The organism is Calidifontibacter terrae (assembly GCF_054778835.1).
In genome coordinates this window covers 520,596-536,674 of sequence record NZ_BAAGZF010000007.1, presented here as the reverse complement: position 1 = coordinate 536,674, position 16,079 = coordinate 520,596, and the positions used below count along the sequence as shown (strand labels likewise).

Annotated in this window: 17 protein-coding genes and 1 tRNA gene; 4 read left to right on the top strand and 14 right to left on the bottom strand. The window is 67.1% G+C overall.

Annotated elements, in window-relative coordinates:
- Positions 1-3: 3 nt before the first annotated feature.
- From rsmA to metG, 4 genes are all read right to left on the bottom strand, one after another.
- Positions 4-870: a 16S rRNA (adenine(1518)-N(6)/adenine(1519)-N(6))-dimethyltransferase RsmA gene (gene rsmA / locus ACYU98_RS14145; RefSeq protein WP_460468855.1), complete on the bottom strand. Its 867-nt coding sequence runs from the start codon at positions 868-870 to the stop codon at positions 4-6.
- A gap of 134 nt (positions 871-1,004) precedes the next feature.
- A complete protein-coding gene (locus tag ACYU98_RS14140; protein WP_460468854.1) occupies positions 1,005-1,832 on the bottom strand; it encodes a transglycosylase family protein in 828 nt (275 codons plus the stop codon).
- Between the two features lie 383 nt (positions 1,833-2,215).
- A complete protein-coding gene (locus tag ACYU98_RS14135) occupies positions 2,216-3,073 on the bottom strand; it encodes a TatD family hydrolase (protein WP_460468853.1) in 858 nt (285 codons plus the stop codon).
- Between the two features lie 7 nt (positions 3,074-3,080).
- A complete protein-coding gene (metG, locus tag ACYU98_RS14130) occupies positions 3,081-4,874 on the bottom strand; it encodes a methionine--tRNA ligase (protein WP_460468852.1) in 1,794 nt (597 codons plus the stop codon).
- A gap of 128 nt (positions 4,875-5,002) precedes the next feature.
- On the opposite strand from metG, the gene ACYU98_RS14125 reads away from it, so the two are divergent.
- Positions 5,003-5,602, top strand: a complete 600-nt coding sequence (locus ACYU98_RS14125; protein ID WP_460468851.1) for a DUF4126 domain-containing protein — start codon at positions 5,003-5,005, stop codon at positions 5,600-5,602.
- Entirely contained in the window at positions 5,595-5,921 is a 327-nt protein-coding gene (locus tag ACYU98_RS14120) for a hypothetical protein (RefSeq protein ID WP_460468850.1), read from the top strand. Before ACYU98_RS14125 ends, ACYU98_RS14120 begins: the two co-directional genes overlap by 8 nt.
- A gap of 19 nt (positions 5,922-5,940) precedes the next feature.
- Here ACYU98_RS14120 and rsmI read toward each other — a convergent pair whose 3' ends face one another.
- Positions 5,941-6,771, bottom strand: a complete 831-nt coding sequence (gene rsmI / locus ACYU98_RS14115; RefSeq protein WP_460468849.1) for a 16S rRNA (cytidine(1402)-2'-O)-methyltransferase — start codon at positions 6,769-6,771, stop codon at positions 5,941-5,943.
- Positions 6,772-6,802: 31 nt separating this feature from the next.
- Between rsmI and ACYU98_RS14110 the strand changes: the two genes are divergently transcribed.
- Positions 6,803-8,434, top strand: a complete 1,632-nt coding sequence (locus ACYU98_RS14110; protein WP_460468848.1) for a dolichyl-phosphate-mannose--protein mannosyltransferase — start codon at positions 6,803-6,805, stop codon at positions 8,432-8,434.
- Here the strand turns inward: ACYU98_RS14110 and ACYU98_RS14105 are convergent.
- Genes ACYU98_RS14105 through ACYU98_RS14095 form a run of 3 tightly spaced genes read right to left on the bottom strand, consistent with a single transcriptional unit; the run spans position 8,391 to position 10,938 of the window.
- Positions 8,391-9,905, bottom strand: a complete 1,515-nt coding sequence (locus ACYU98_RS14105) for a PH domain-containing protein (protein ID WP_460468847.1) — start codon at positions 9,903-9,905, stop codon at positions 8,391-8,393. The two genes, ACYU98_RS14110 and ACYU98_RS14105, sit on opposite strands and share 44 nt — an antisense overlap.
- Positions 9,905-10,426 carry a PH domain-containing protein gene (locus ACYU98_RS14100; RefSeq protein ID WP_460468846.1) on the bottom strand — a complete coding sequence of 174 codons (522 nt, stop codon included), beginning with the start codon at positions 10,424-10,426 and terminating at the stop codon, positions 9,905-9,907. The genes ACYU98_RS14105 and ACYU98_RS14100 overlap by 1 nt, the downstream gene beginning before the upstream one ends.
- Positions 10,411-10,938 (bottom strand): inorganic diphosphatase, encoded by a 528-nt coding sequence (locus ACYU98_RS14095; RefSeq protein ID WP_460468845.1) that lies wholly within the window; start codon positions 10,936-10,938, stop codon positions 10,411-10,413. The genes ACYU98_RS14100 and ACYU98_RS14095 overlap by 16 nt, the downstream gene beginning before the upstream one ends.
- 136 nt (positions 10,939-11,074) lie before the next feature.
- On the opposite strand from ACYU98_RS14095, the gene ACYU98_RS14090 reads away from it, so the two are divergent.
- Positions 11,075-11,150, top strand: a tRNA-Ala gene (locus ACYU98_RS14090).
- A gap of 65 nt (positions 11,151-11,215) precedes the next feature.
- Here ACYU98_RS14090 and ACYU98_RS14085 read toward each other — a convergent pair.
- Genes ACYU98_RS14085 through galU form a run of 6 tightly spaced genes read right to left on the bottom strand, consistent with a single transcriptional unit; the run spans position 11,216 to position 16,031 of the window.
- Positions 11,216-12,274 (bottom strand): hypothetical protein, encoded by a 1,059-nt coding sequence (locus tag ACYU98_RS14085; protein WP_460468844.1) that lies wholly within the window; start codon positions 12,272-12,274, stop codon positions 11,216-11,218.
- Between the two features lie 60 nt (positions 12,275-12,334).
- Entirely contained in the window at positions 12,335-12,952 is a 618-nt protein-coding gene (locus tag ACYU98_RS14080; protein ID WP_460468843.1) for a GNAT family N-acetyltransferase, read from the bottom strand.
- Positions 12,949-13,428: a MogA/MoaB family molybdenum cofactor biosynthesis protein gene (locus tag ACYU98_RS14075; protein WP_460468842.1), complete on the bottom strand. Its 480-nt coding sequence runs from the start codon at positions 13,426-13,428 to the stop codon at positions 12,949-12,951. The genes ACYU98_RS14080 and ACYU98_RS14075 overlap by 4 nt, the downstream gene beginning before the upstream one ends.
- A complete protein-coding gene (gene moaC, locus ACYU98_RS14070) occupies positions 13,421-13,894 on the bottom strand; it encodes a cyclic pyranopterin monophosphate synthase MoaC (RefSeq protein WP_460468841.1) in 474 nt (157 codons plus the stop codon). Before moaC ends, ACYU98_RS14075 begins: the two co-directional genes overlap by 8 nt.
- Positions 13,894-15,084: a molybdopterin molybdotransferase MoeA gene (locus ACYU98_RS14065; RefSeq protein ID WP_460468840.1), complete on the bottom strand. Its 1,191-nt coding sequence runs from the start codon at positions 15,082-15,084 to the stop codon at positions 13,894-13,896. Before ACYU98_RS14065 ends, moaC begins: the two co-directional genes overlap by 1 nt.
- A gap of 2 nt (positions 15,085-15,086) precedes the next feature.
- Positions 15,087-16,031, bottom strand: coding sequence for a UTP--glucose-1-phosphate uridylyltransferase GalU (gene galU, locus ACYU98_RS14060; RefSeq protein WP_460468839.1), 945 nt, complete (start codon positions 16,029-16,031; stop codon positions 15,087-15,089).
- Positions 16,032-16,079: the final 48 nt, after the last annotated feature.

Below are 16,079 nucleotides of genomic sequence, written 5' to 3'. Positions count from 1 at the left end.
ACCCTATGCGGATCGGGCGGCAGCCAGACGCGCGAAGTCGGTGACCGAGAGCCGCTCACCGCGCAGGGTGGGATCGATGCCCGCTCGCTCCAGAGCTTCCTGGGCTGCGACCGGCGATCCAGCCCACCCCGCAAGGGCCGCGCGCAGCGTCTTGCGGCGTTGCGCGAACGCAGCATCGACCACCGCGAAGACCTCTCGCGCCGTCGCGTCGGTTGTCGGCGGATCCCGGCGAACCATCCCGACCAGACCGGAATCGACGTTGGGCGCGGGCCAGAAGACATTGCGGCCGACGCGGTCGACCAGGCGCACATCGGCATACCAGGACGCCTTGACGCTCGGCACCCCATAGACCTTCGACCCCGGTTGCGCGGCGAGCCGTTCAGCGACCTCAAGCTGCACCATGACCAACACCCGCTGCAGCGATGGGAAACGTTCGAGCAGGGTGAGCACGACCGGCACACTGACGTTGTACGGCAGGTTCGCCACCAATGCCGTTGGCTCAGCAGGCAATTCGGTCACTGTCAACGCATCCTGGGTGACCACCGTCAGGCGCGGTTCGAGCTCCGGGGCGATGGTTCGTACGGTCTGCGGCAGTTGGGTGGCCAGTCGCGGATCGATCTCGACGGCGATCACCTTGCGCACCTGGGGCAACAGCGCCAGGGTCAACGAGCCAAGCCCCGGACCAACCTCCACCACCACGTCGTCGGGGCCGACGCCGGCCACTCGGACGATCTTGCGCACCGTGCCCTTGTCGATGACGAAGTTCTGTCCCCAATGCTTGGTGGGGCGCACGTCGAGGCCGGCAGCCAACTCGCGGATTTCGGAGGGGCCGAGGAGTTGATCGTCACGGGCGGGAAGGTGGTCAGTCACGGTTGCCGAGCCTAGTTGTAAGGGAGTGGCGGAAACAGCGAGGCGACTGCTGATCGGCCAGGTGACTCCGAGTGGGGAGTCAGCTGAGCAAAAAGCAGTCGCCTCAGAGTTAGCGGAGGATCGCTAAATGGCGATCAGGCCGCGTGAGCGCAGCCCCAGGGGCCAAGACCGCGCGAGTCGTACACCTTGTTAGCGATGGTGATCTGCTGAGCGCGCGACGCGAGGTCGGGGCGGGCAGCGAAGCGGCCGCCACCGGCGCCCAGCCAGGTGCCGATGTCGAACTGCAGGCCGCCGTAGTAGCCGTTGCCGGTGTTGATCGACCAGTTGCCGGTGGACTCGCACTGGGCGATGCGGTCCCACATCGCCGCGCGACGCAGGTCCAAGCCACCGGTGGACGGGGCGGTGGTGCGCGGGGTGGTCGTGGTGGTGCGCTTCGGGGCGACGGGCTTGGGGGCAACCGTCTTGGTGCCGACCGTGATGACCTTGGCGACCGGGGCCTTGACGGTCTCGCGCTTGGTGATGACGGACCTGGTGACCTTGCCGTTGAAGACGGTGTTGGTGACGGTCACGCGCTGGATGCCGGCGACACCGTTGCGGGTCACCTCGATCTTGCCCTTGGCCAGCGAGGAGTCGGTGTGGCGCACGACGCCGAAAGCGAGCGACTGGGTCGACGTCGTCAGCTTCAGGACCGGACGGGCCTGCGAACGAGCGACCTGCGGCTGCGCGGCGCGGGTCGGCGCAACGGCCGTGGCGGTCGAGCTGGAGGAGGTGGAGGAGCCCGACGCGGTTGCTGCGGACGAGGTCGACGCGGCGGCGGTGGTCGAGGAGCTGGAGCCCAGCGGGGTGTTGGCTGCGGTGGTTCCGCTACCGCCACAGGCGGTCAGCGTCATTGCGGCAACGGCCGCGACGGACGCGGCTGCGGTGATGGAACGGTTAACGGCGAAAGTCAAGAGATTCTCCATGCTGGTACGTTCCCGCCGGCAATCGGACGCGCGCTCTCGGCCGACTCCTTCGAGTCGTACCCACTCGCTTCTTCCCTCACATTCGGGGCGGATCGGCCGTCGTGACCGGCGTCCACATCAGAGGATTGCCTTGGGGCTAACCCGATCAAAGGTGCCGGACGATCGTTGCTTGGTCAAATTTCGATAACGACGCGGTCACCGTTCTTGCATCACAGGGCCCACTAGGCGTAGGCGAACCCCGCCGTCTCGAGCCACTTCCCAACGTGATACTCGCGCGTCGATCCGGTTGCCACGCAGCGAATTTCACCGAAACACTGCGGCCGAACTCACCGACGGCTCGCGGCCGACCGCCCTTGTGACAGGTTTCACAAGGTGTGCGGCTGTCACCAGGTGCCGTAAACCCGCTCGCTGTTGTCGGAAACAGCGCGACAGAGGGCCGGCACGTCGACGTTGAGGACGTCGGCCATCAGCCGCAGCGTGATCGGAATGAGGTAGGGCGAGTTCGGCGCGCCGCGATGCGGCACCGGGGTCAGGTAAGGAGCGTCGGTCTCCACCAGGATTTGGTCGAGCGGGGTGATCGCCAGCGCGTTGCGCAGCGGCCGGGAGTTCTTGAAGGTGACCGTTCCGGAGTAGGAGAGGTAGTAGCCGCGCTCAATGCACTCGCGGGCCATCGCCACGTCACCAGAGAAGCAGTGCAGCACCACCTTCTCCGGTGCGCCCTCCTGCGCCAAGATGCGCAGCACGTCGTCGTGGGAGTCACGGTCGTGGATCTGCAGCGCCTTGCCGGTGCGCTTGGCGAGATCGATGTGTCGACGGAAGGAGTACTGCTGAGCCTCGACGCCTTCGGGGCCCGTACGGAAGTAGTCCAGGCCTGTCTCACCGATCGCCCGAACTCGCGGGTGGGCCGCCAACTGCTCAATCTCGGCCAATGCCTCCTCGAGGTCACCGGCCTCGGCGTGCTTCGGCGCCTCGTTCGGATGGATCGCGATGCCACCGACGAGTTCCCGGTGTTGCTGGATCACCTCGACCGTCCAGCGAGCCCCCCGAAGATCACAACCGACCTGCACCATCCGGTTCACCCCGACCCGTTTGGCCGCCTCGATCGCCGCGGGGACGTCGATCGGCTCCTGACCCTCGCGGGACATGTCGAGGTGGGTGTGGTTGTCGACCACCGGAATCGGCAACGGGTTGGGCTCCGGCGGCGGGCCGGAGTGTGAACTGCTCTGCTGGCTGTGACTCATGTCGGGATCACACGCTCTCGCCGGCGAGGCGGGCGTTCTCCTCATCAATCACCGACGGGTCGAGCTTGGTGAAGATTGGCGTGGGCTTGGCGACCGGCGCACCCACCGTCACCGGCCGCGGTTCCCAGCGCGGCGTCGTGGAGTATTCGCCGGTGATCACCGGGTAGTTGCGGGTGTCGTCATCGAGGTCAGCCACTCGTTCAATCCGCGGCATCGGGATGAACTCGCCCTGCCCGCCGAAGGTCGCGTGCACCTTGTTCGCGGCGTGTGGCAGGAACGGGGCCATCATCGTGTTGAGGTCGACGCATGCCTGAGCCAGCGTGTGAAGCACCGTTGCCAGCCGGTCCCGCTGATCGTCGCCCTTCAGTTTGAACGGCTCGGTGTCGGTGACGTATTTGTTCGCCTCTCGCACCAAACGCATCGTCTCGGCGATGGCCGCCTTCTGACGCTGCTTGGCCAGCAGCTCACCGACCGTGTCGAAGCCGGTGGCGATCGCGCTCAGCAGCGTTTGGTCGATCTCTTCCAACGTGGCTGGCGCCGGGACCTCGCCGAAGTTCTTGGCGATCATCGACGCGGTGCGGTTGACCAGGTTTCCCCAGCCGGCGACCAACTCGGAGTTGTTGCGCTGAACGAAGTCCTCCCAGGTGAAGGGGGCGTCCTGCTGCTCGGGGCCGGCGGCGCAGATGAAGTAGCGGATCGCGTCGGGGCCGTAACGGTCCAGGACGTCCCGGACATAGATGACGTTGCCCCGACTGGTCGAGAACTGACCAGCGCCGAGGTTCAGGAAGCCGGAGGCGACGACCTCGGTCGGCAGCTGCAGATCGCCGTACAGGCCGGGCTCGCCGCCCTTGTCGCCCTTGCCGACGTAGCCGAGAAGTTCGGCCGGCCAGATCTGGGCGTGGAAGGTGATGTTGTCTTTGCCTTGGAAGTAATAGGACTTCATCTGCGGGTTGTTCCACCACTCGCGCCACTTCTCCGGTTCGCCCAGTCGGCGGGCCCACTCGATCGTCGCCGAGAGATAACCGATGACCGCGTCGAACCAGACGTAGAACCGCTTGGACTCCCAACCCTCGACCGGGATGGGGATGCCCCAGTCGATGTCACGGGTCATCGCGCGCGGGTGCATGTCCTGGGCGATGTTCTTGGCGAAGTTGATGACTCCCGGGCGCCACGTTCCGGTGGCCTCGACCTGGTCCAACCAGGTCTGCAACGCGCTGGCGAGCGCCGGTAGGTCGAGGAAGTAATGGGTGGAGTCGATGAACTTCGGCGGCAGACCGTCGACCTTGCTGCGCGGGTCTTTGAGATCGATCGGGTCGAGCTGGTTGCCGCAGTTGTCGCATTGGTCGCCGCGCGCCTCCGCGAAGCCGCAGATCGGACAGGTGCCCTCGATGTAGCGGTCGGGCAGGGTGCGGCCCGTCTTCGCGCTGATCGCCGTCTTGGTGGTCTGCTCGATCATGTAGCCGTTCGCGCGGATCTGGCGAAACATCTCCTGCACGACGGCGTAATGATTGCGGGTGGTGGTGCGGGTGAACAGGTCGTAGGACAAACCGAGATCGGTCAGGTCCTGCACGATCACCGCGTTGTACTTATCGACGATCTCCTGGACGCCGATGCCCTCCTGGTCGGCGAGCACCAGGATCGGGGTGCCGTGTTCGTCGGTGCCGCTGACCATCAGCACGTCGTGGCCGGCCATCCGCATGTAACGACTAAATACGTCGGAGGGCACACCGAAGCCCGCGACGTGGCCGATGTGTCGGGGCCCATTGGTGTAGGGCCAGGCAACCGCTGACAGAACCTTCATGGTCGAGAGTTTAGGAGGCGGAACCACCTTCGGCCGCACGGGTTTACCGCTGGCACCGGAATGAAGGCCCGCTGGCCTAATGTGGGGTCGCAACGGCCGACGGCCGCAGACCCGGCAAGGAGGACCCCATGTTCGCTGCGCTCACTGGAGCGGGCCTCTCGGCTGCGGCCGGACTGAACGCCTACATCCCGTTCCTCATGGTCGCGCTGCTCGCGCGATTCAGCGACGTGATCAACCTGCCGAGCAGTTTCGCCTGGATCGACTCTTGGTGGGCGATCGGTGGGGCCACGCTGCTGCTGATCGCCGAGCTGGTGCTCGACAAGATCCCCGCGGTCGACAGCCTCAACGACATCGTCGGCACAGCCGTACGCCCGACGATCGGTGGCGTGGTGGCTGCCGCAACGAACTCCGCCGGGACCCTCGACCATTCCTCGTTCATGCAAAGCAATCCGTGGATCGCCGCCATCGGCGGCGGCCTGATCGCGGCGGTGGTCCACACCGGAAAGGCGACAACGCGCCCGCTGATCAACACCGCGTCGGTTGGCTTCGGAGCGCCGATCGTGTCGACAGCCGAGGACATCAGCTCGGTCGGGTTGTCACTGATCGCGGTCTTCCTGCCCCTACTGGTGATCGTCGCCCTGGTTGTGCTCGCCTGGGTGATGTGGCGCGTGATTCGCCGGGTGCGGCGGTTGCGCCGACGTCGCCGAGAGTCCGCAGCCATTGCGTGACCGCAGAATCATCCCGCTGCTGGTCATCGCGGTGGGGGTGTTGCTGATTGCTGTCGCTCTCGGTCAGCGGTTGCTGCACGACTCGACCCACGATCGCGGCATGACCGACGGCACCGTCACGGCGCGCACGACCTCCGGCACTGATCTGTCCCTGACCGTGCGTTATGCCGTCGACGGCAAAACCCACCAGGTGACGGGCACGGTCGACAAGGCCCAATACGACTGGCAGGGCGGCGCGATCTGGGTCTGTTATGCCGCGAAGGATCCGGCGAAAGCGACCCTGCGGCTGCCGTATGACCCATGGTGCAACCAGAAGTAACCGAGCAAGCAGAAAGAGCTCAGCGCGCAGCAACGGCCGCGTCGTACAGCGCCTTCTTCGAGAGTCCGGTCGCCTCGGCGACCTGCGCGCAGGCGTCCTTCAGCCGTACGCCGTCAGTCACGAGGGCGAGCACCCGCGGCAGTGCGTCGGGCAGCGTGGCGTTGACCGCGGGCGCGCCGCCGACAACGACGGTGATCTCGCCGCGAGCACCCTCGATCGCCCACTGCGCCAGGTCACCGAGGCCGCCGCGCTTGATCTCTTCATAGGTCTTGGTCAACTCGCGGCAGACGGCCGCGGGGCGGTCGTCGCCGAAACCCTGCGCGAGGGCGCTGAGCATTTCGGCCAGGCGATGCGGCGCCTCGAAAAACACCATGGTGCGTCGTTCGTCGGCCAACGCCGCGACCTGACGTGAGCGTTCCCCCGCTTTGCGGGACAGGAAGCCCTCGAAGCAGAACCGATCGACCGGTAGCCCGCTGACCGCGAGCGCCATCAACACTGCGGAGGGGCCGGGCACACACGTCACGCGCAGATCTCGCTCGGCCGCCGCGGCGACCGCCCGGAAACCCGGGTCGGAGACGGACGGCATCCCGGCGTCGGTGACCACGACCACGCGAGCACCCTGGGCCACCTGCTCGACCAACTCCGCGGTGCGTTTCGCCTCGTTGTGTTCGTGATAGCTGACGATGCTGCCGCGTGGCTTCACCCCGAGCTCGTCGGTCAACCGGCGCAGCCGGCGCGTGTCCTCGGCGGCGATCACGTCGGCCTGCGCGAGTTCCTGCGCGAGGCGCGGCGCGGCATCCCGCGGATCGCCAATCGGGGTTGCTGCCAGGACCAACGCACCTTCCGCCATGTCGGCCAGCGTAGTTCCCTACACTCGCCGGGTGCCTTCACTGACCACCGAGCGCGAGGCGTTGCGCCTGCGCCTGCTCGGGCGCCCACGTTCGGCTCAGGAAAAGTTGTGGGCGTGGGTCGGCCCCGCGATCGTGACGGTCATCGGCGGTTTCCTGCGTTTCTGGGACCTCGGCCGCCCCCACCAGTTGGTTTTTGACGAGACGTATTACGTCAAAGAGGGCTGGTCGATGATCCAGCACGGCATCGAGGTGAAGCCGACGCTGCCGGTGGAAAGCGCGAAGTCAGCCGACTCGTTGTTCACGATGGGCCACTGGTCGCAAGGGGTCTACGGCACCCAGACCGACTTCGTGGTGCATCCCCCACTGGGCAAGTGGATGATCGGTGGTGGCGAGCAACTGTTCGGCATCAACTCCAGTTTTGGGTGGCGCTTCGCGGTTGCCCTGGTCGGCACCCTGTCGATCTATCTGGTCGGTCGCGCGGCCTGGCACCTCTTCCGATCGCCGTTGTTGGCCACCCTCGCCGCTCTGCTGACCGCTTTCGAGGGCCAGCAGTTCGTGATGTCCCGCACCGGCATCCTCGATGTGATGGTGATGTTCTGGGCGCTGGCCGCGTTCGTCGCTCTGCTGGCCGACCGGGAGCGTACGCGGGGAATCCTCGCCGGCAAGGTCGCCGCCCGGAAGATCGCCGGAACCTGGGATGCCGCAGCCAAGAACGCGGGCCCGTGGCTCGGGCTGCGGCCGTGGCGCTGGGTCGCCGGCGTCTGCATCGGACTCGACATGGCCACCAAGTGGTCGGGCGGTTTCTACCTGGTGCTCTTCGGACTGATGAGCGTGTGGTGGGACCTCGGCGCGCGGCGCGCGGTCGGCGTACGCCGGTGGCTGAGCGCCACGGTCATCAAGGACGCGCTGCTCGGCATGGTCGCGATGGTGCCGGTGGCGCTGGGCACCTATCTGATCACCTGGGTCGGCTGGTTCCGGTCCACCAATGGTTTCGATCGGCGCTGGGCGCTGGACAACCCGGCGGTGCGGGACTCCGGTTTCTCCCCCGACAGCACCCTCTTCGGCTGGCTACCGGCGTCGCTGCGCTCGCTGTGGCAGTACCACATCGAGATGTACAAGTCGGCGGCCAGCATCACGGCCCCGCACAACTGGGAGTCGAACCCGTGGTCGTGGATGATCCAGTCCCGCCCGACCTTGTTCTTCGCCGAATACCCGACCCGCGGCCAGGACGGCTGCACGGTCGACAAGTGCGCCAAGATCATCAACCCGATCGGCACCCCGTCGATCTGGTGGCTGGGCACCATCGCCCTGGCCTTCCTGATCTTCCACTGGTTGCTGCGCCGCGACTGGCGCGCGGCCGCGATCATCGCCGGCATCGCGGCGGGCTGGTTGCCCTGGTTCAGCTACCAGGAGCGCACGATCTTCACCTTCTATTCGATCGTGTTCCAGCCGTACGTCGTGTTGGCCGTCGTGTTCGTGCTGGGGCTGATGCTCGGCAAACCCGATGCGTCGTGGCGACGGCGACAGTACGGCCTTGCGGCGGTGGGTGCGTTCACCATCGTGACGATCGCGCTGTTCGTGCTGCTCTGGCCGGTCTATACCGCCCAGGTCATTCCGTTCAATGACTACTCGAACCTGATGTGGGTTCGCAGCTGGAGCTGACCGGCAGCATGGCCGCGGCGATCCGCGCGGCGGCGGCTGGGTCGACGTCGGGCACACTGTAGCGCTGGCGGCCGGCCGCGGTGGCAACCTGCGCGGTCACCAAACCGACGCGCCGCTGGAACGGGGTGCTGCGCACGGTCACCGCGACCGCGGTGTGCCGTTGCAGGGCCACCCGACGCTGCAGCAGCGATCCACGCCGGGCCACCAGATGGCGCTCCGCGACCGTGTGGCCGAGACTGCGGGCGCGGTCGCGACCGAGGGCGTACGCCGCCGGTATTGCCAGCAGCGCCACCACGACCGCGGGCAGGACATGGCCCGACCAGACACCGAGGACGACAACGGCCGCCGCAGCGACCGCCACCGGCCCCAGGGCCCGTACGTAACGTCGCCGGGTTGCAGCCGCACCGTGCGACTGCAACCGAAGGTGCAGCGCGGTGTCCCCCAACACCTCGTCGGCCAGACGCGCGACCACCCGATCCGGTGACGCGGGCGCGATGAGGGAATCCTGGCCGGGCTTGTGATCGTCCTCGGTCAGCCCGGTGATGACGGCGTAGAGGCGGGCAGCCCCGGCCCAGCGCAGCAGCAGCGGGCGTCGCACCTCGACCCCGCGCAAACGCCGCAGTTCGAGTGAGGTGGAGCGGGTTGTCAGCAGGCCGCGTTGCAGATGCAGGGTGTGGCCCTGGGGGTCGCGGCTGAGGGTGAATCCGAAGTAGCTGATCGCGAATCCGATGATCGCCAGCGCGGCGATCGCCACGACGCCGACCATGGCAAGCACCGCGAACACCCACAGCCCGCGAGCGTCAGCGCCGGCGATGACGTGGGCGCCCCGGGCCCACCAGTGGAACTCGTTGCCAAACTGGCTGAGAAACCCCAAAAGCGCTGCGGCAGCGACGAATCCGGTGGGTCCCAGCGGGGCGTAGCGCAGCCAGATCGGGCGGAAACGGTAGAGGACTTCATCCGCGGGCGGTGCCTTCACCGAAGCTGAAGGTGCAGAACTGGTGGCCGGTAGGACCACATCTCCGACCACCGCCGGAACCGCGCGTTCCACGCGCTGCAACAACCGCATCCGCAGCGAGGCTGCCTCCTGCGCCGGGAGTCCATCGAGTTCGAGGTGATTCTCGCCGCCGGTGCCGATCTGCACCTTCGCGAGGCCGAGAACGCGGTGTAGGAGCGAAGCCGATACATCCACCGTACGAACCTTGTCGGTTGCGGCGGTGATGGTGTTGCGGCGCAGCAGCCCGGTTCGCAACTGCACTTGATCGGGCCCGAAGCGATAGGTCGTGGTCACCCAGCGCAGCGCGCCGGATCCGACGACGATGCCGACGCCCACCAGCGGCCACCACCAACCGCTGCCACCCAACCGGCTGCCGGCGAACGCGACGCCGATGAGGGCCGGGATCATTCGACCCAATTCACGGAAGGGATGGATCAGCAGCATCCGCGGGTCGAGGCGCTGCCAGCCGTCGGGCATCAGGTTCCGTCCCCACCATCGGCCGCGGCGATCGCGGTCAGTTCCTGCGCGAGGCGGTCGGCGTCGGCACGGTCGAGACCATCGATGCGCAGTTCGCCCTTGGCCGAGGCCGTCGTGACGGTCACGCTCGCCAGCTTGAACAGCTGGGCCAGCGGGCCGCGCTGGGTGTCGACGGTTTGGATGCGCGGGATGGGCGCCACTCGACGCTCCTGGTAGAGCCAGCCGCGCTGGGTGTAGACAGCGTCGGCGGTGACCTCCCAGCGGTGCACCCGGTAGCGCCACAGCGGAACCGCTACCACCGACAACACCGACTCAGCAAGCACCACCACCAGCAGGAGGGTGCTCCACGGACGGGGAACCCAGCCGGTGGTGTGCAGCCAAATCACCGCGGCGCTGAGCACCACGCTGCTGACCAACTCCCCGCTGGCCCACATCCACCGCGCGCGCGGCGAGACGCGATGGGCCGGCGCGCGCTGCAACAGCGCCGCCGGCCCATCGGGAGCGACTACTTGGTGTTCCACCGCTCGATCGACTCGTGAATGACCGCGATCGCTTCCTGGGTGTCGCCCCAGTGTTCGACTTTGGTCGAGCCCGGCTTCTTCAACGCCTTGTAGTTGTTGAAGTGGAACTCGATCTGCTTGATCAACTGCGGGGCGACGTCATTCAGGGAGGTGATCGAGTCGCCGGTGTTGCGATCGTCGGCGGGCACCACGACCACCTTGTCGTCGACCTCGCCGTCGTCGACGAACTTCATCACACCGATGACCTTCGCCTCCATGACCAGCCCGGTCGGCAGCGGCTCCTCGGTGAGGATCAGCACGTCGAGTTCGTCGCCGTCCTCGTCGAGGGTCTGCGGGATGAAGCCGTAACTCGTGGGCTTGGCGAAGATCACCGGCTCGACGCGGTCGAGCTTCATGACCTTGTTGTCGCGGTCCCATTCGATCTTGAGGGTGCTGCCCTTGCCGATCTCGACGACGACGTTGATGACGCCACCGTCGACGTCTCCGGGACCAAAGGTCTCGTTGTAATCCACCACGGTTGTTTGACTCCTGACGAGGGCCGGAATGTGCGTTGCGAGCCTACCAACGCGACGCGCTCCCGCGGCCGGCCGCTCCGTGGGGCCGATTGTGTGCAGCGGGGCCGCCGGTGTTATCTTGGTCGTCGCTTCTGGGGCTATGGCGCAGTTGGTAGCGCGTCTCGTTCGCAATGAGAAGGTCAGGGGTTCGAATCCCCTTAGCTCCACCAGACAGAACCGCCCCCGACCATCAGGTCGGGGGCGGTTTGTTGTTCGACGCCGTCGGCTGGCCTCGTCAGCCGGCGCGGTAGACCGAGGGCAATTCTTCGAGGTCCTCGTCGAGGGCCAAACCATCGAACGGGAGCTCATCGATCTGCTGCAGCTGGTCGGCAACGGTGCCGGCCGGCTCAACGTTGGTCTGCGGCGCGCGCTGCTTGAGCGTGTAGGTGGGCGGCGGAACCGCAATCGGTGCCCAGGAGCCGGCCGCGTCGAACGGTTCAGCCTGCGCGGCGGGCTGCTGCGCCAAGACCTGCTCGACCGGCTGCTCGACCGGCTGTTCAGCGGTGGCTGCCGGGGCCTCGAAGCCAAACGGTGCCGGGCTGCTGACGGGGGCCTGCTCGACGACCGGGGCGGCCGAGGTCTCGACCGACGCGGTTGCCGGCGCCGGGCGACGGGCCGGAGCGTGCGTCTTGCTCTGCACCTTGGCGCGCTGGGGCGCAGCGCCGCGGGTCGCGGGCTGGCTGCTGCGGGTGGCCGAGCGCGGGGTGGCCTGCACCGACCGGGAGGTCGACCGAGCGGCGCGTTCCTTCATCGCCGACTGACGCAGCCAGGCGACGATGCCGCCGGTCGCAACCAGACCGAGGATCGGCAACCACCACGGCGACAGACCGAAGGGCGCCAGCAGCGCGGTAAACACCGTCAAGGCCAGGGCGGACAGCAGCGCAATGCCACGAATCTGCCTGCCGTTCAACGACTTCACTGCGGTTGCAGCGCCCTTGCCGGAACCGGCAAGACCGTTGACCCGCTCACGCCAGCCCGGGGTCGCGTTCTTCGTACGTTCCGGAGCCACCATCTCGTCACCCACTGTCCTTTGGCCCGCACGCAGGGAGGTGCGGGGCGTCTTCACGCTGACCTCGGGCACCTGACGACGGTCGCCACGATCACGCAGATCACGGACCATCGGGGCGATGCCTTCGGGCAACGGGTCTCGCTTGGCCAAAACTCGCATGGCCTCGGAAAAGCGGTCCACCGAACGAGCGGTCGTGACGACCTCCCGGCGACGGATCCAATGCTGCAACAGAAAGGCAGCCCAGATCGCGACGACGAGAAGAATCAAGAGGCTCGTGGTAGGCACGCCACGAAAGTAGTTAACAAACCGCCAACTTCCGTGGACATGTGTGGTGTGTCGGCAAAGTCACTGTGCGCCAAGGCGCCCCAGCCGGTCCACGACCCGTTCGCCGGCCAGATCTTCGACGGTGAGCGCGAAGCTGAGGTGGTCGCGCCAGGCTCCGTCGATGTGTAAATAGGCCTGGCGCAAACCCTCCGATCGCATGCCGAGTTTCTCAACCACTCGCAGACTTCTCGGATTGTCCGGACGGATGTTCACCTCGACGCGATGAAGACCCTCAGCGCCGAACGCGTGGTCCATCGCGAGCGCCAGGGCGAAAGGCGTGATCCCCTGTCCCGCAAGGGATTCGGTGATCCAGTAGCCAGCAGTGGCGCTCAACAAGGCGCCGCGCTCGATGCTGGCGAGGTGCATCTGTCCAGACAGCACGCCATCGACCTCGACCACGAACGGCAGCATCCGGCCGGCCTTGGCTTCCCCGTCATAGGCCCGCACCAACTGCGGATAGGAGACAGTGCCACCGATCCGAGTCGGCGGGGTCGAGTCCCACGGGGCATTCCAGCGGGCGTTCTGCGACCTCAGCCGCAGGAACTCATTGCGATCGGCGCGAACCCGTAGCGGTCGCAACAGAATTCGGTGGCCATCGAACTCGCCGGCCACAGCGACGGGCCAATGCCGATCGCTCATCGGGGGTGGTCACCACCACGCACCTGATCCAGCGCATGGGCGAGAACCGGTTCAAGAACGGCCACCGCATCCCGGGCGCCGCCGGTCGAGCCGGGCAAGTTGATCACCAAGGTGTCGCCAGCCAGCCCGGCCACGCCGCGCGACAGCATGGCTGCGGGGACGCCCCTGGCCACCCCGGCCGCTCGAATCGCCTCGGCGATTCCCGGCACTTGCCGGTCCAGCAGCGGCGCGGTCTGCTCCGGGGTCATGTCACTGGGCGCCAGGCCAGTTCCACCCGTGGTCAGCACCACCGCGGGCGCGAGGGCGAGCGCCGCTTGCAGGGCCCGCCCAACCTCCAGCCCGTCGGGAACAACGACGGCGTCCCCCACGGCGAAACCCCATCCGCGCAGCGCTTCGACCAGGATCGGGCCGGAGCGATCTTCGTACGACCCCGCGGCAGCCCGCGTCGAACAGGTGATCACGACCGCGTCAGGCATCTTCGCGCCAATCCCCCGAGCGGCCACCAGACTTCGCCGTCACGCGTACGTCGGTGATGCGGGCATGCTTGTCGACCGCCTTGACCATGTCGATGAGAGCCAGAGCGGCGACCGCGACGCAGGTCAGGGCCTCCATCTCGATCCCGGTGCGGTCGGCGGTGCGGACCGTGGCGCTGATCGCCACTCGGTCGTCGAGGACAACCAGATCGACCACAACCGCGTGAACCGCGACGGGGTGGGCCAGCGGGATGAGTTCAGGAGTGCGCTTGGCGGCTTGCAGGCCGGCGATCCGGGCGACAGCGAGCGCATCGCCCTTGGGAACGGTGTCGTCGCGCAGCGCGGCGATCGCGGCCGCCGAGAGCAGAACGTCACCGCCCGCTGACGCCTCACGGGCGGTGATCTCCTTGGCGCTCACATCAACCATGTGAGCTGTGCCGTCGCCGCGTACATGGGTCAGGTCAGCCATCAGAAGCCCCCTCCTAGATCGACCACATCGAGCAGGTCACCGGGCTCGACCGCGGACATACCGGCCGGCACGAACGCCAGCGCGTCGGCCGCCGCCAGGCCGCCCATCAAATGGGACCCGGGTCCACCGGCCGGGATGACCCCGTTGGGAGTGAATCGCACCCGCGCCACCTGAGCGCGACCGTCGGGGGTGCGCCAGCCCTGCACGACGGGCGTACGCCGCCAGCCGATCTGCGCCGATCGGCCCGCCATCACCCGCAACGCGGGGGCGACGAACATCACGAAGGAAACAAGCGAGGAGACCGGGTTGCCGGGCAGCGCGAACAACGGGACTCCGTCGGCGACGAAGCCGAACCCCTGGGGCTTGCCCGGCTGCATCCGTACGGACCGAAACGCCACCGCTGAACCGCCGGCGAACGCATCCTTGAGCGGCTCGAACTCCCCCGCGCTGACCCCACCGCTGGTCACGATCGCATCGACGCGACCGAGCATGCTGCTGACGGTCGCCTGCACCGCGACGCCGGAATCACCACAGCGGGCGACCTCGGTGACCTCGAACCCGGCCTGTCGGGCGAGCGCCGCGAGCATCGGTCCGTTGGAGTCAACGATCTGGCCGTGCTCCAAGATCGTTGTCGCGGTGCGGAGTTCGTCGCCGGTGCTGATGATCCCGACGCGGGGTCGGGGATGCACGGTCACTTGCGTCACACCCGCCGACAGCAGAACCGGGATCCGGCTCGCGGTCAGCGCAGTGCCCGTCGGCAGAACGACATCGCCCGGTTCGACGTCCTCGCCACGTCGACGGATCGCGCCGCCAAGTGTCGCGGGGCGCTCGAAGACGACCGAGTCGCCCTCGAGCCGGGTGAGTTCCACCTGAATAACCGCATCGGCTCCCTCGGGTATCGGCGCGCCGGTCATGATCTTCCAGGTGGTTCCGGGCTGCAGCCGCGAGCGCCGGGTGTTACCGGCCGGGATCACGCCCCCGACGGGCAACGTGGTTCCTGCCACGGCAACATCGGCTGCGCGGACCGCGTAGCCATCCATGGCGGAGTTGTCGAAGCCGGGCAGCGAAACGGTGGCGATCACCGATTCGGCGACCACCAGGCCCTCGACCTCGGTGACCGGCGACACCGTTCCCGCCAGCGGGCGTACGGCGTCGGTCAGCAGGTTCTGGTAGTCGGCGACATCGATCATCCTTAGTGCTTCAACACCGTCTTGGGTGTTGCGCCAGCGGCTTCTTCGCTGTCCACCCACTCGCCGAGCCAGGAGCGGAAGTCTTCGCCGATGTCGCGGTGACGCACCGCAAGACGGACGACGGCCTTGAGGTAGTCTAGCCGGTCACCGGTGTCGTAGCGGTTGCCGCGGAAGATCACTCCGTGAACGCCGCCGCCGGGCGCACCCGAGGTCGCTTGCTCGAGCAGCGCGTCGGTGAGCTGGATCTCCCCACCACGGCCGGGCTTGGTGCGGGCGAGCACCTCGAAGATCGACGGGTCCAAGACGTAACGACCGATGACGGCGAGATTCGATGGCGCGTCTTCCGCCGCGGGCTTCTCCACCAGGGAGGTGACGCGCACGATGTCGCCCTCCCCATCGACCGGCTCCACCGCGGCGCAGCCGTAAAGGTGGATTTGATCGGCCGGCACCTCCATCAGGGCGATCACCGAACCACCGAAGCGGCCCCGTGCCTCGATCATCCGGTCAAGCAGGTGCTCACGCTCGTCGATCAGGTCGTCACCGAGCAACACGGCAAACGGCGCGTCGCCGACGTGTTGGCGAGCACGCAACACCGCGTGGCCCAAACCCAGCGGCTCGCCCTGCCGGACGAAGTGCACGTTTCCGAGGTCGGCCGATTTACGCACCCGGCGCAGCTTCTGTTCGTCGAGCTTGCGCTCCAGCGCAGCTTCAAGCTCCCAGTGGCGATCGAAGTGATCTTCCAGGGCCGCCTTGTTGCGCCCGGTAATCATCAACACGTCGTCAATCCCGGCGCGCGCGGCTTCCTCCACGACATATTGGATGGCCGGCTTGTCGACGACCGGCAGCATCTCCTTCGGGATCGCCTTGCTCGCCGGAAGGAATCGAGTGCCCAACCCCGCGGCCGGAATAACGGCTTTGAGAACTTTTCCCTGACGCGATGTGTCCATGACGAGCAGGCTAATGCAGGACCTTGCGCTAGTCGGTGCTTCTCCTGT

Excerpts from the sequence above, each read along its gene's own strand:
- ACYU98_RS14140 (WP_460468854.1), bottom strand. The coding sequence starts at position 1,832 with ATGGAGAATCTCTTGACTTTCGCCGTTAACCGTTCCATCACCGCAGCC.
- ACYU98_RS14135 (WP_460468853.1), bottom strand. The coding sequence starts at position 3,073 with ATGAGTCACAGCCAGCAGAGCAGTTCACACTCCGGCCCGCCGCCGGAG.
- metG (WP_460468852.1), bottom strand. The coding sequence starts at position 4,874 with ATGAAGGTTCTGTCAGCGGTTGCCTGGCCCTACACCAATGGGCCCCGA.
- ACYU98_RS14125 (WP_460468851.1), top strand. The coding sequence starts at position 5,003 with ATGTTCGCTGCGCTCACTGGAGCGGGCCTCTCGGCTGCGGCCGGACTG.
- rsmI (WP_460468849.1), bottom strand. The coding sequence starts at position 6,771 with ATGGCGGAAGGTGCGTTGGTCCTGGCAGCAACCCCGATTGGCGATCCG.
- ACYU98_RS14105 (WP_460468847.1), bottom strand. The coding sequence starts at position 9,905 with ATGCCCGACGGCTGGCAGCGCCTCGACCCGCGGATGCTGCTGATCCAT.
- ACYU98_RS14080 (WP_460468843.1), bottom strand. The coding sequence starts at position 12,952 with ATGAGCGATCGGCATTGGCCCGTCGCTGTGGCCGGCGAGTTCGATGGC.
- ACYU98_RS14075 (WP_460468842.1), bottom strand. The coding sequence starts at position 13,428 with ATGCCTGACGCGGTCGTGATCACCTGTTCGACGCGGGCTGCCGCGGGG.
- moaC (WP_460468841.1), bottom strand. The coding sequence starts at position 13,894 with ATGGCTGACCTGACCCATGTACGCGGCGACGGCACAGCTCACATGGTT.
- ACYU98_RS14065 (WP_460468840.1), bottom strand. The coding sequence starts at position 15,084 with ATGATCGATGTCGCCGACTACCAGAACCTGCTGACCGACGCCGTACGC.
- galU (WP_460468839.1), bottom strand. The coding sequence starts at position 16,031 with ATGGACACATCGCGTCAGGGAAAAGTTCTCAAAGCCGTTATTCCGGCC.